Below are 12,642 nucleotides of genomic sequence, written 5' to 3'. Positions count from 1 at the left end.
TGGGTTCCATGGAAGAACCCAGTGGATCCGCCGTATGACGGGGAATTTTGAGTAATGACAGCGGATTATATGGCACGGAGAAAAAATACCAGGATTTCTCCTAAATTTACTTAATGATACAAACTAGAATGAATTTTTAGGCCATTTCGCGGTCTGGAACCGGATGATCCCCTGCTGGTTGGACGCATAATGAAGCCCATTGCGTTGCCAGCTTCAGCGGCGAGGGTCAGTCTCAAATGTTCTTCATCTGTTAATTCTTCGGGCAACCAGCCTATCACTACGCTGTAATTTCCGGTTTGCAGCGCCTTTACCATCGCCTCTACTGTATAGAGCGGATCTAACTGGCTTGCCTGCATCACTTTTGCCAGCGGAAGCCCGGCGGCCTGCAGCCATTCACGGCTGAGCTTTTGCTGCGGGGTAAGCCATAACTGCCAGCGAGATTGTTGCCCTAGCTGCTGCAATAAAGGTAGCAGAATAAACTGCGTTACCCACGGGCAGTCTTCACTGTAGACCATTTCACTGATTAACCCCTGTGTACTGTTATCAGATAACGGCCGGGCAGGGGAGTGCGCGGCTACTGCAACATGACGAAAGTGAGTTTGTAAGTTCTGTGAGTGCATAGTGAGTCCCGCCTGATGGGTTACTGTATGAATATACAGTAATACCTGTCAGGACAAAGATCAACCGAAATTTCGGAAAGTGTCTCGCAATTTCTTTATGCAGATCCGGCGTAAAACAAATTGTCGTTGCCATAGCAGATAACGTTACTTATTTTCTGTTATTAGGGAGGCGAGTAACGCGGCCATTAATTTACTGTTTGATATATAAGGACAAACCATGAAGGACGTCACGTATGTCAGGATCCATAAATCTCAAGAATGCCTTTCTCCGTTAGGAGACATTGGCTTTCGTCCGCTGTTCGGCGGCTACAGTCTGGCAGTCGAAGGCATTATCTTTGCTATGGTTTCCGAGGGGGAACTTTATCTTCGTGCCTGCGAACAATGTGCTGACTATTTCAGCCAAAAATCTGCTCCGACGCTGATGTTTTATAAAAGAGGGTTACCGATTGAACTTAACTACTATCGCGTTGATGAAGAACTTTGGAGCAATCATGACAAGCTTATCCAGCTTTCTTTTCAGTCTCTGAGCAGTGCGAGGCGGGAAAATGTACAGCGTAAGTTCAATTCTCACAGATTGAAGGATCTGCCTAACCTCTCGATGAACATAGAAGTTATGCTGCGGGAAGTGGGTATTGGCGATTTTAATACTCTGCGCGTGTTTGGTGCCAAGCGGTCATGGCTCAGGCTGCGCAAGAATAAGAAACCGGTGGGGATTAAAGTGCTGCTGGCGCTGGCCGGCGCGATCCAGGGCGTGCATGAGGCGGTACTGCCGCTGGCCGTTCGTGAAGAGTTGACGGAATGGTGGCGCCGCTATGAGCAGCGCCAGCAACGTTATTCCGAGCAGTGAGTGATTTGCTGCTGAAGACGAGATATCTCAGGTAGCAGAGCAATCAGCAGCCCAATTTGCTGCAACACCAGCGGCTCTTTGGTTTCCGGGCGGGCCTCAAGCTGCGCGATGCGGGCAGAAAGCTGCTGCAAAGCGCTCTGAACGCGCAGTTCGTCGACCGGCAGATGATGCAGTGCGTCGTCAACATAACATACGGCGTCATCAAGCAGCAGCAGCGTTTCACCGTGGTTCAGTTTTTCGCGGTGCGCCCCCAGCGCGGAAATATAGCTGTTAAAAGAATGGTTAAGGCACAGCAGCCGGAAAGCCGCTTCACGCATCTCCGGCGAGACTCGCGGTTCAGATGACATATTCGAGACAACCGAAGCAAGTTCCGCATCTTTATTGTGTGCATCCCGCCGCGCAATGCGGTATTCGACACGGTTATCTCGTCCCTGATGGTATTGCTCAAGAATGGCATCCAGATAGCGGCAATTGGCGTTGAAAGCGCGCTCTACCACCAGCGGCAGCCTGCGGAACCGCCAGTCCGGCCAGACAAAACTCACCGCCGCCCAGGCAATTGCGCAGCCGAGCAGCGTATCGATAACACGCGGTAGCGCCACCTCAAAACCTTCGCCCAGCAGGTTAAAGCACAGCAGTACCAGCAGGGTGATAAACATCGTGGCGTGGGCATATTGCACATTGCGAAAAGCAAAGAACAGCACGCCGGTTATCACTATCAGCAGCAGCTGACCTTCAAGAGAAGGAACCAGCCAAAGCAGCGGCAGGCCGACGGCAATCCCAATTAACGTTCCGATTATTCGCAACGCCAGCCGCCGCCGGGTAGCGCTGTAGTTTGGCTGGCAAACAAACAGGCTGGTGAGCAGGATCCAATAGCCGTGCTGAAGGCCGGTTATCTGAATAAACGCGTAGCCCACGCAAAGAACCAGCGACATACGCACCGCATGGCGGAACAGGGCGGATTCCGGCGTCAGATTACGAGCCAGGCGCTGCCAGATGTCACCGAAGCCGGTCAGCCGGTCGTCTGCAAGGCGGTTATCCGGGTCATTCTGCGGCTCGGCTATTGCCTGTTCGGACTCGATATTGGCCAGTTGAGCATCTATTGCCCGCAGGTTATTAATCAGGAAACCCAGCGCTTTAATTTCGGAGGCGGACGCATGCCCCGCCCGAATTCGATCAAGCGCCGAGTCGAGGTGATTAAAAGCGCGCTCAAAGCGCGGATCGTGCTGGTAGGGCACGCGCAGCAGAATAGAGCGAGAAAGCTGCTGGCAGGCCTGAGATTGCATGGTTAGCAGCCGCTGGAAGCGAAACATTACATCGCTGTAGCGGAATTTATCGCGCAGAGCCTGGTATTGAATATGCGAGGAGCTGGCGCGTTCATGAATATCCTGGGCAACAAAATAATAATGCAGCGTTCTGCGCGTTCCTCTTTGCCCGCGATCGCCCCGCAGGCGCGTGAGTAGCGAACCTTTGGTCTGGTTCAGCGTGGTCACCAGCTGGCTGTTGGCCATTGCCAGTTCCAGCATGGGGGCCTGGCTCTCTTCTTCTATATCCGGGTCAAACAGCGTGGCTTTAATTTCAAGGTAGCTGGCAAGATTTTCGTAGCATCGGGCGAGGTTATCCTGCAGCGGGCGGATGGGGAAAATTAAATGCCCTGCCAGCGTCAGCAGGTTATACCAGACAGCGCCTGCCAGCAGGAACAGCGGCTGTTGATACCAGTGCTCATACAAAGAAATGCCGAGCATGGTATAGATAGCTATCAGCAGGGCGCCAAAGGCAATCGTGGCGTAGCGCTGGCCCAGACCGCCGAGCAAAATAAAGCCGCTGGTTGAAATGGTGAGCCCCAGGGCAAACAGCCATGGCCACGGGAACAGCAGTTCCACGGAGGCGGAGGCAATAAAAAAACTCACCAGAGTAATCAGTAAATTGCGCAGCCGTCCGCTCAGGCGATCGTCCAGATCCGTCAGCGCCGCGGCGACTACGCCCAGCGTCAGCGGGATGGTCAGTTTGACTTCCCCCAGCCACCACGGCAGCGCCACGGTGCCGGTAAGCGCAATAAAAATGCGTAAGTTATAGAGCCAGGCGCTGTTCCAGGTATAGCGACGGACAAGAGGGCTAAGGGTCAGCACAAGCGCTCCTTATTGGAAACGACGGCGGGCGTTAGCCTCGCGAGCGGCTTGTGCGGTTTCAACGGAGACCACGCGGCGACCAACCGGCCACAGGGCGATGGCGGCAATCTTGAAGTTCGCTATCCCCACCGGAATACCGATAATAGTGATGCACTGCGTAACGCCAGCCATGATATGCATAAGGCATAACCACCAGCCGAAGAAGATAAACCACAGAACGTTCAGCAGCGTACCGCCGGTATTCATCAACGCATTTTTTGACTGTGGGTTCAGATCGTCAACGTGAATAGCCTCGTTGCCGTACGGTAAGAAGGAGAGTTTGGTAATTTCCCAGCAGGAGCGGGTAAGCGGCAGGGTAAAAATCAGCACGATGCTAACCAGCGTAGCAAATAGCCAGGACAGGGTAGTGAAGAAACCACCTAAGACAAAGTTAAGGACATTTAATACAGTACGCATAATCACGCTTCCCTGGCAGAAAGTAACAGAATTGATAACCACAACAATTGTAACGCGTTTTTACTCTGGAGCGTCATTCCATCGGCAGTTAAACTTAAGCTACAACCATCTCCAGGATTGGGCAATGTAATGGAACTCAAAGCAACCTCTCTCGGCAAACACCTGGCGCAGCATCCGTATAATCGGGTCAAACTGCTGTCTGCTGGCGTTGAGGTCAAAGGCGACCGACATGAATATCTTATCCCATTCAACCAGTTGATAGCGATCAACTGCAAGCGTGGCCTGGTGTGGGGAGAACTGGAGTTCGTGCTCCCGGATGACAAAGTCGTTCGCCTGCACGGAACAGAGTGGGCGGAGACGCAAAAATTTTTCCATCATCTCAATACGCTGTGGCTTAGCTGGAGCGAAGAGATGAGCGAAGTCGCCGCTGGGGTTCTTACCGCCCAGCGGGAAGAAATTGCCCGGCGAACTCGCCAGGAAAAATGGTTCAAACGCAGCGATATGCTCGAGTTACAGCAAAATCTGCGGGGAGCGATAGCGGCTCTGCCTTTGCCGCAAAGCCGCCTGACTGAATTTGAAAACTGCCGCGAAGCCTGGGCAATATGCAAGGCCTGGCTTGAGCAGGGCGAAGAGCGGCGTCACCAGCGCAATGCCGCCTATACCGAGCGCATGCTGGAAAAATATGCCTCATTCTTCGAACAGGTGGAAAGCTCGGCATTGAACCCATCTCAGGCAAGAGCGGTAGTCAACGGTGAAGATGCGTTGCTGGTTTTGGCGGGAGCAGGGAGCGGTAAAACCTCTGTGCTGGTGGCTCGTGCGGGCTGGCTATTGCAGCGCGGCGAAGCCACGGAAGATCAAATTTTGCTGCTGGCGTTTGGCCGCCAGGCCGCTCAGGAAATGGATGAACGCATCTCCAGCCGCCTGAATACCGAGGCCATCTCAGCCAGGACGTTCCATTCCCTGGCGCTGCATATTATTCAGCAGGGCAGCAAAAAAGCGCCGCGAGTTAGCGAACTGGAAAGTGATACCGCCGCTCGCCACCAGTTGCTGATTGAGAGCTGGCGGCAGCAGTGCCGCGAGAAAAAAGCAATGGCAAAGGGCTGGCGTCAGTGGCTGAGTGAGGAGCTGGAATGGGATGTCCCCGAAGGCGAATACTGGCTGGATGCGCGCCTGGCAAAACGGCTTGCGGGTCGCCTGGATCGCTGGCTTGGCCTGATGCGCATGCACGGCGGGTCGCAGGCAGAAATGATTGCCAGCGCACCCGAAGAGGTGCGGGAGCTGTTTACTAAACGCGTCAAGCTGATGGCTCCGCTGCTGAAAAGCTGGAAGAGCGCGCTCAAGGCAGAGGAAGCTGTTGATTTCTCCGGGCTGATTCATCAGGCGATAAATGTGCTCGAGAAGGGGCGGTTTATCAGCCCGTGGAAGCATATTCTGGTGGATGAATTTCAGGATATCTCCCCGCAGCGAGCGGCGTTGTTAGCCGCTCTGCGTCGTCAAAATTCCCACACCTCGCTCTATGCCGTGGGCGACGACTGGCAGGCGATTTATCGCTTTAGCGGCGCGGAAATGGCGTTGACTACCGCCTTCAGCCACCATTTTGGCGAGGGTGACAGCTGCGCGCTGGATACGACGTATCGTTTCAATGACCGCATCGGGGAAATTGCCAACGGCTTTGTACAGCAAAACCCGCATCAGCTACGCAAGCCGCTGAACAGCCTCTCAAAAGGGGATAAAAAAGCCGTGATGCTGCTGGCGGACGACAGGCTTGAGGATTTGTTAGACAAGCTCAGCGGTTACGCCCTCCCGGAGCAGCGCATTCTGGTACTGGCGCGCTATCACCATCTGCGCCCGGCTAGCCTGGAGAAAGCCGCTACCCGCTGGCCGAAACTGAATATCGATTTTATGACTATTCACGCCAGTAAAGGCCAGCAGGCGGATTATGTGATTATTCTGGGCCTGCAGGACGGGAAAGATGGTTTCCCGGCTCCGGCTCGCGAGTCAATCATGGAGCAGGCGCTTCTGCCGCAGCCGGAGGACTTCCCGGACGCCGAGGAGCGCCGTTTGCTTTATGTCGCGCTGACTCGTGCCCGGCACCGGGTTTGGCTGATGTTCAACAAACAGGAACCTTCTTCGTTTGTTGAGATACTGAAGCACCTTGGCGTGCCGTCTGCCAGTCGGCCCTGATTATTTCAGGCGCTCGCTGAGATAGCGCTGGTAGTCAGGGATAAGAATATCAACGCTTTCGTTAAAGCCTGGCGACTGGATAATAAAATCAGCCGTGGAGAGGTTAGTGGCGACCGGAATGTTCCACACCGTCGCCAGGCGCAGCAGCGCTTTAACATCCGGGTCGTGCGGCACGGCGTTAAGCGGGTCCCAGAAGAAAATCAGGACGTCAATTTTACCTTCTGAAATCAGGGCGCCTACCTGCTGGTCGCCGCCCATTGGGCCGCTAAGCATCGCATGGACGTCAAGACCGGTGGCCCTCTGAATAAGATTACCCGTGGTTCCGGTTGCGTACAGCGTATGCCTTGCGAGCGTTGCTTTGTGGCGCTGTACCCACTTCAGGAGCGCATCTTTACAGTGGTCGTGAGCCACCAGCGCGATATGTTTCTTTACCCCGAGGGTGCGGGTTGTTAATTCCATTGTTTTTTCCTGGGCTGTTTTTTAACTGCAGACAGCTTACTGGAAGCGCCCGGCGCTGCAAGAGAAGGGGATAAAAAAGCATGATGCTTTGTGAGCGGCGCCCTACGGCGCAGGGCTTTCTCTCGCCCAGCGTAAGAATTTTGCGCGCGTGGATTTGTCCGCCTGGTTAAACCAATATTTCAGGCGCTGTTCGGTAAGGGTTTCTGACGGTACGCGATCCAGCCCGTTTGCTGCCAGATCCTGCGTTTTATTCTCCATCGCAAGATCGGCAAAAGCCGGTATTGAAGCCTTTTTCCCCGCTTTGTTGTAGCGCTGGGTTTCTTCATCGTAATCCGTTCCGCGAGGATCGGGATGGATTTCAAGCTTATCCAGCCTGGCGGCGATAGGTTTTGAGAGGCCATCGACCAGCTTTATCTGGGGCATTGCCGCAAACCGTTCCCCCTCTTTGCGGGTATCAATATGCGGCAGCACTATGTTTACCTGGTCTATCTCTTTGCTATCAAAACTCAGCACCAGCGGCGGTGAAATCCAGGTATATCGCCCGGGCGGGCCAGCGCTAAAGTTTTTTTCAACCCGCAGCACCAGCTGGTGCGGGCCATTATCTATTTCTATACTATCAGCGCCTTTCAGCAGCGAGCTGGAAACCCTTTTACCGTCGAGTACCAGCAAATCTATCTCGCCTGACAGACGCAGAGTCGTTCCCCAGGCCAACACTGGCATCATCAGAATCAACGCTACTAAAGATAAGCCGGCTCTCATTTCACTCTCCCTGGTTGAGCATGCTGGGCGGATGTTTCAAATCTTTACTCAAACTCCATCTATTAACATATAGACATATTTTCAGAAATTGCGCTCTTTGCTCGCGGCAGAAACATGGCCGGGGGGAGTGGATTGGCATACACTTCAGACAACATCCAACGGGGGCGCTATGAAACCAAACGAAATCGAAACAATCCTGAAAACGACCCGCACCATTGCGCTGGTGGGTGCCAGCGACAAGCCCGACCGCCCGAGCTATCGGGTGATGGACTATCTGTTAAAGCAGGGTTACGAAGTGATCCCAGTGTCGCCAAAAGTGGCCGGTAAAACATTACTGGGGCAGCAGGGCTACGCGACGCTCGCCGATATCCCGAAAAAAATCGATATGGTTGATGTTTTCCGTAATTCAGAAGCCGCGTGGGGCGTTGCTCAGGAAGCAATAGCTATTGGGGCTAAGACGCTGTGGATGCAGCTTGGTGTCATCAATGAACAGGCCGCGGTGCTGGCGCAGAATGCTGGATTAAACGTGGTGATGGACAAGTGTCCGGCAATTGAGATACCGAGGCTCGGGCTGGCTAAATAAGAAAAACCCCGCAAAAGCGGGGTTTTTTGTCAGTTACGCAGGCGCGGAGCCTGGAGCTGTTGGCGTATCGAGGCGGCCAGTTCGTCCATTGAAGGCTGCTCGGGGTGCTCGTCGTCGTCTTCAGAACTGAGCTGAGCTTCGGCGAGATAGGTATGAATCGCCTGGCCATCATCATCTTCCATCACAACGTGGTACCAGGGAGCGGCGCGAAGTGCGCTATTGTCGGCCAGCTCATCTTCCTGAGGCTCATCGAGCGAATACTCGGGGTCGATATCGACCACTACGCCCAAATAGCCCAGCAAAGAATGGCGAACCTGCTGACCAATACCGTATTTGCTGGCAATCATAGTCACCTCCCGGGAACATTACTCTGCATACTAATATGCGGGCAACCTTCCGCTTTTCAAGCTACATGACTCGACAGGCAAACCCCTTCAGATACAGCCCTTCCGGGTAGGTTGCGATCACCGGGTGATCGGCGGCCTGACGGAACTGCTCTATAAATTGTACATCACGCCCGGCATCTACGGCGGCGTCGGCGATGATTTTCTGGAATAAATCCGTGGTCATCAGGCCGGAGCAGGAGAAGGTCATCAGGATGCCGCCCGGGTTGAGCAGCTGGATTGCCAGCATGTTGATGTCTTTATACCCACGGCAGGCACCCGACAGCTGGTTTTTGTTTTCAACGAACTTTGGCGGATCCATCACGATGACATCGAATTTCTCGCCCTGGTCACGGTATTTACGCAGCAGCTTGAATACGTCATCGCGCAGGAATTCGGCTTTGCTGAGGTCGAGCTTGTTCAGCTCAACGTTCTGCTTCGCAATATCCAGCGCGTCCTGAGAGGTGTCTACGCTTATCACCTGGCGGCAGTTGCCCATCAGGGCAGAAACGGCAAAACCACCGGTATAAGAGAAGCAGTTCAGCACGCGCTTGTCTTCTACGTAGCGGCGGGTAGCGAAGCGGCTATCGCGCTGGTCAAGATAGTAGCCGGTCTTGTGCCCGGCCTGAATATCAACCAGCAGCTTCATGCCGTGCTCTTCAATCGGCAGCAGGGCAGGAGGCAGCTCGCCGCTTACCGGACCCTGAGTTAGCTCCATCCCTTCTTTTTTGCGCACCGCAACGTCGGAGCGGTCATAAATAGAGCATTCCGGGTACAGGGTTTGCAGGGCTGCAACCAGCGCCGGGCGCTGATATTCGGCACCAGCCGACAGCAATTGCAGCACCAGGAAATTGCCAAAGCGGTCGATAGTCACGCCCGGCAGGCCGTCGGACTCACCGGCAATCAGGCGGTAGCTGTCCAGACCGTCACGTTTAGCCAGCCAGTCACGCCACTGCTGCGCCTGCTGCAGGCGACGGGTGAAGAAGGCGATGTCGATGCTCTCATCCTGGTTAAAGGTCCAGACGCGGGCGCGAATTTGCGACTCGGGTGAAAACGCAGCGCGTGCCAGCCATTTCCCCTGGCTGTCTACTACATCAACCGTTTCGCCGAGATTGGCCTTGCCTTCAAGGCGCGCAACCGCACCGGAGAAAACCCATGGATGACGGCGCAATAACGATTTCTCGCGCCCTTTGGCTAACACTAAACGTACGCTCATAATTTTTTTGCTGCTTTGCTAAGAAATGGGCGCCATTTTCAGGTTTAGGGCGGGTAATTGCAATGGAATAACGCGAAAAGTGCCGCCGGGCTGCAACGGAATATCCTGTAATTATAATTGAATATATATGCTTAATTTCGGTATTTATATTTATTATGATATTTTTAATTGATTGATGAACATGGCATTTTGTTTTTATAAATGTGGGTATAAATGTTCTGCGTATTATTCGAACCCTTCATTTCTCAAGGAGAGACACCATGTCTATTTTTTGTGCGCGTCGCCTGGCATTAACGGCGGGCTCGCTGCTGCTGACAAGCCTGCCTGTTTTGGCAGCACTGCCTCAGGCACCTGGTTATATTGACGACGCAGGCGCAACGGCAGCGGCGAAAACCCGCATTCTGCCCCCGATGTTTGAGCAGGCTCTGACCAGCACTAAATTCCTCGCGGACGCTAAAAACCCGCTAATTACGCTGGCTGAGAGCAGTGATTTTCATAAAACCAGCAACTATCAGCAAACCGTGGAGTATATGAACAAGCTTGCGGACGCTTCTGGCGGCCTCATCAGGTTGGAGTGGCTGCCGGAAAAAAGCGCGGAAGGCTATCAGATGATGCTGGCGGTAGCCTCGACTTCTCAGGATAAAAGCGCCGCAGGTCTAAGGGCCTCAGGAAAGCCAACGGTGCTGATTGAGGCGGAAATTCACCCCGGCGAAGCTAACGGCAAAGATGCTATGTTCATGCTGCTGCGGGATATGAGCACCGGCGACAAACCTCTGGCAGCGCTGCTCGACAAGGTCAATATTCTGTTTATTCCGACGGTGAATATTGATGGCGATATGCGCACCAGCGCGTATGGCAGAATTAACCAGAACGGCCCGGACATCACCGGCTGGCGGGTTAATGGCCAAAACCTTAACCTTAACCGTGATTTTACCAAACTCGACAGCGCCGAAATTCGCAATGTCGCCTGGGTTTTCAACCAGTATGACCTGAGTTTCTTCGCCGACACGCATTCTACCGACGGCGCTATGTACCCCTATGACAGTTCATACTGCAACAACGGCCAGGGCTGGTCACCCGCCGCTACGCGTTGGATGGACAGCGTGATGCAGCCTCATGTTTACCAGCAAGTTCAAAGCTACGGCCATCACATTCATGAATGCATCAGCCTGAACAGCAACCAGGATCCGACCCAGGGCTATTACCCGTATCGCACCGACCTTGCTCGTTTTTCTAACCAATATGGCGATATTCGTAGTGTGCCTTCTATCCTGATTGAGCAGCATGCGCTCCATCCCTACAAAACTCAGGTGTTGGGCAATTACGTCATGCTAAAGGCGATGTTTGAGTCCATCGGCGATAATGCAGATTCGCTGAAAAAAGCCATCGCAGCAGACAAGGAAAAAGCGCTGACCGACAAAGACGTCATCCTGACATGGAAACCGGGAGCGCCAACGCAGGTGCCGTTTATTGTGGGTGACTGGCACTACGAAGTCTCTCCGATAACCGGGCAAAAGACGATTAAATGGAGTAATAAACCGAAAACCATTACCGTGCCGGTGACCGCCAATGACGTACCGGATTTAACGCTTTCACGGCCGTCCGGGTACATCGTTCCGGCCCAATGGGGAACGGTGATAGAGCGGCTTCGGGCTCACGGCATTCAGATGAAAACTCTGGAGAAGGCCACGCCGGTTGAGGTGACTTTATATCGCATGGATAACGTGAAACTTGCGGATGGCTTTGAGCCAGATCGTGCGGCAAAAGGGCAGATCCCGGGTTATGAAGGGCATTTGTTAGTGAGCGGTGAGCCTCAGACTTTCAAGCGCCTGCAAACTTTCCCGGCAGGATCGGTAGTTATCTCTACCCATCAGCCGTTAGGCGTTCTGGCTATGGACTTGCTGGAGCCAGCCAGCCCTGACTCCTTCTGGGCCTGGGGGTTCTTTAACTCCACGCTGGTTTCTGCCGAAGAGCCGGAAGAGTATGTTATGGAGCCGATGGCCCGCAGGATGCTGGAGCAGGACCCGAAACTGAAAGCCGAATTCGAGCAAAAGCTGAAATTGGATAAGGCGTTTGCCGCCGACGGCAGCGCGCGGCTGGAGTGGTTTTATAAACATACGCCGTTTTACGATGCCAATGCCTGGGTCTATCCGGTAGGGCGAGTCGAGGGCAAATAGCTCTCTGTCTCGCAAAACGGCCGTGCCGGTGGCGCGGCCGATCCCATTACGGATGAAAAAACCTCACGGGCTGTTAGACTTGAGTCAGGTTTACGTGCGGGAGTAAATGATGGCAAACGACTCACAAAAGCAGTGCATAAAGTGCTGGGTTCACGGAATGGTTCAGGGCGTTGGGTTTCGCTACAGCACGCAGCGGGAAGGCGAGAAACTTGGCTTAACCGGCTACGCCTGCAACCTTGACGACGGTAGCGTCGAGGTGGTGGCCTGCGGCGAGGTGGAGCAGGTCGAAAAGCTGCTGGCCTGGCTGAAAGCGGGCGGGCCACGCAGCGCCAGGGTTGACAAAGTCCTCGTTGAGCCTCACCAACCCGAGCGTGAATGGGTTAACTTCGGCATCCGCTACTAGATGCACTTCACCGGTTTAGGTAATCCCGCGATTTTGGTGGCCTGCTTCGCCGGGCCCTTCGGGAACAGGCGATAGAGATAACGGCTGTTGCCTTTCTCTTCGCCAAATTTATTTGCCATGGCTTTCACCAACATGCGGATAGCCGGAGAGGTATTAAACTCCAGGTAAAATTCGCGCACAAAGCGCACCACTTCCCAGTGCTCTACCGCGAGGGTTATGCCTTCCCCGGCGGCAATCACTTCCGCCAGCGGCTCGCTCCACTCATGGCTGTTTTTCAGATAGCCGTCGGCATCTGTCTCTATTTCTCTACCTTCGAAGGTCAACATAATTATTCGCTGTGTCATTCAAACCGGCGGCAGTGTAGCAAAAATTCTCCGCCAGCTTAAGAAGCCGGGGAACGGGCAAAAAAAAAGAGAATGCACCAGGCAT

The 12,642-nt window shown here is 53.9% G+C and carries 13 protein-coding genes; 5 read left to right on the top strand and 8 right to left on the bottom strand.

All coding sequences use genetic code 11. The features are described 5' to 3' along the window. Positions 1 to 110 precede the first annotated feature (110 nt). Positions 111 to 620 (bottom strand): SOS-induced cell division inhibitor SulA, encoded by a 510-nt coding sequence (sulA, locus tag FOC35_RS01290; RefSeq protein ID WP_039898053.1) that lies wholly within the window; start codon positions 618 to 620, stop codon positions 111 to 113. Positions 621 to 837: 217 nt separating this feature from the next. On the opposite strand from sulA, the gene FOC35_RS01285 reads away from it, so the two are divergent. After that, positions 838 to 1,467 carry a TfoX/Sxy family DNA transformation protein gene (locus FOC35_RS01285; RefSeq protein ID WP_172567919.1) on the top strand — a complete coding sequence of 210 codons (630 nt, stop codon included), beginning with the start codon at positions 838 to 840 and terminating at the stop codon, positions 1,465 to 1,467. Here the strand turns inward: FOC35_RS01285 and yccS are convergent. Together yccS and FOC35_RS01275 are read right to left on the bottom strand one after the other, a co-directional pair. Continuing rightward, entirely contained in the window at positions 1,452 to 3,593 is a 2,142-nt protein-coding gene (gene yccS / locus FOC35_RS01280) for a YccS family putative transporter (RefSeq protein WP_172567918.1), read from the bottom strand. The genes FOC35_RS01285 and yccS overlap by 16 nt on opposite strands. Before the next feature lie 9 nt (positions 3,594 to 3,602). Beyond that, positions 3,603 to 4,049, bottom strand: coding sequence for a YccF domain-containing protein (locus FOC35_RS01275; RefSeq protein WP_016535671.1), 447 nt, complete (start codon positions 4,047 to 4,049; stop codon positions 3,603 to 3,605). A gap of 129 nt (positions 4,050 to 4,178) precedes the next feature. Here FOC35_RS01275 and helD point away from each other — a divergent pair, with 129 nt between their 5' ends. After that, positions 4,179 to 6,233 (top strand): DNA helicase IV, encoded by a 2,055-nt coding sequence (gene helD / locus FOC35_RS01270; protein ID WP_172567917.1) that lies wholly within the window; start codon positions 4,179 to 4,181, stop codon positions 6,231 to 6,233. Here the strand turns inward: helD and mgsA are convergent, their stop codons facing one another. Continuing rightward, positions 6,234 to 6,692, bottom strand: a complete 459-nt coding sequence (mgsA, locus tag FOC35_RS01265) for a methylglyoxal synthase (RefSeq protein WP_016535673.1) — start codon at positions 6,690 to 6,692, stop codon at positions 6,234 to 6,236. 102 nt (positions 6,693 to 6,794) lie between these two features. Continuing rightward, positions 6,795 to 7,451 (bottom strand): DUF2057 family protein, encoded by a 657-nt coding sequence (locus tag FOC35_RS01260; RefSeq protein WP_172567916.1) that lies wholly within the window; start codon positions 7,449 to 7,451, stop codon positions 6,795 to 6,797. A 169-nt stretch (positions 7,452 to 7,620) separates the two neighbouring features. On the opposite strand from FOC35_RS01260, the gene FOC35_RS01255 reads away from it, so the two are divergent. Next, positions 7,621 to 8,034 carry a CoA-binding protein gene (locus FOC35_RS01255; RefSeq protein ID WP_016535676.1) on the top strand — a complete coding sequence of 138 codons (414 nt, stop codon included), beginning with the start codon at positions 7,621 to 7,623 and terminating at the stop codon, positions 8,032 to 8,034. A gap of 29 nt (positions 8,035 to 8,063) precedes the next feature. On the opposite strand, the gene hspQ is transcribed toward FOC35_RS01255, so the two are convergent. Next, positions 8,064 to 8,381, bottom strand: coding sequence for a heat shock protein HspQ (hspQ, locus tag FOC35_RS01250; RefSeq protein WP_016535677.1), 318 nt, complete (start codon positions 8,379 to 8,381; stop codon positions 8,064 to 8,066). A 61-nt stretch (positions 8,382 to 8,442) separates the two neighbouring features. Further along, entirely contained in the window at positions 8,443 to 9,633 is a 1,191-nt protein-coding gene (gene rlmI, locus FOC35_RS01245) for a 23S rRNA (cytosine(1962)-C(5))-methyltransferase RlmI (RefSeq protein WP_016535678.1), read from the bottom strand. A gap of 260 nt (positions 9,634 to 9,893) precedes the next feature. Between rlmI and FOC35_RS01240 the strand changes: the two genes are divergently transcribed. Both FOC35_RS01240 and yccX read left to right on the top strand, forming a co-directional pair. Beyond that, on the top strand, positions 9,894 to 11,810 hold the full coding sequence (locus FOC35_RS01240) for a M14 family metallopeptidase (RefSeq protein WP_172567915.1): 1,917 nt from the start codon (positions 9,894 to 9,896) through the stop codon (positions 11,808 to 11,810). Between the two features lie 106 nt (positions 11,811 to 11,916). After that, the gene (gene yccX, locus FOC35_RS01235; RefSeq protein WP_172567914.1) at positions 11,917 to 12,213 is read left to right on the top strand and encodes an acylphosphatase; all 297 of its coding nucleotides are present in this window, start codon (positions 11,917 to 11,919) and stop codon (positions 12,211 to 12,213) included. Here yccX and tusE read toward each other — a convergent pair. After that, positions 12,210 to 12,539 (bottom strand): sulfurtransferase TusE, encoded by a 330-nt coding sequence (tusE, locus tag FOC35_RS01230; RefSeq protein ID WP_172570298.1) that lies wholly within the window; start codon positions 12,537 to 12,539, stop codon positions 12,210 to 12,212. The genes yccX and tusE overlap by 4 nt on opposite strands. Between the last annotated feature and the right edge of the window lie 103 nt (positions 12,540 to 12,642).

The sequence above is a fragment of the Cedecea sp. FDAARGOS_727 genome (assembly GCF_012273235.1).
GTDB lineage: Bacteria > Pseudomonadota > Gammaproteobacteria > Enterobacterales > Enterobacteriaceae > Cedecea > Cedecea davisae.
Note: the sequence above shows the minus strand (reverse complement) of the source record. Positions and strands in the feature narration are given on the sequence as shown.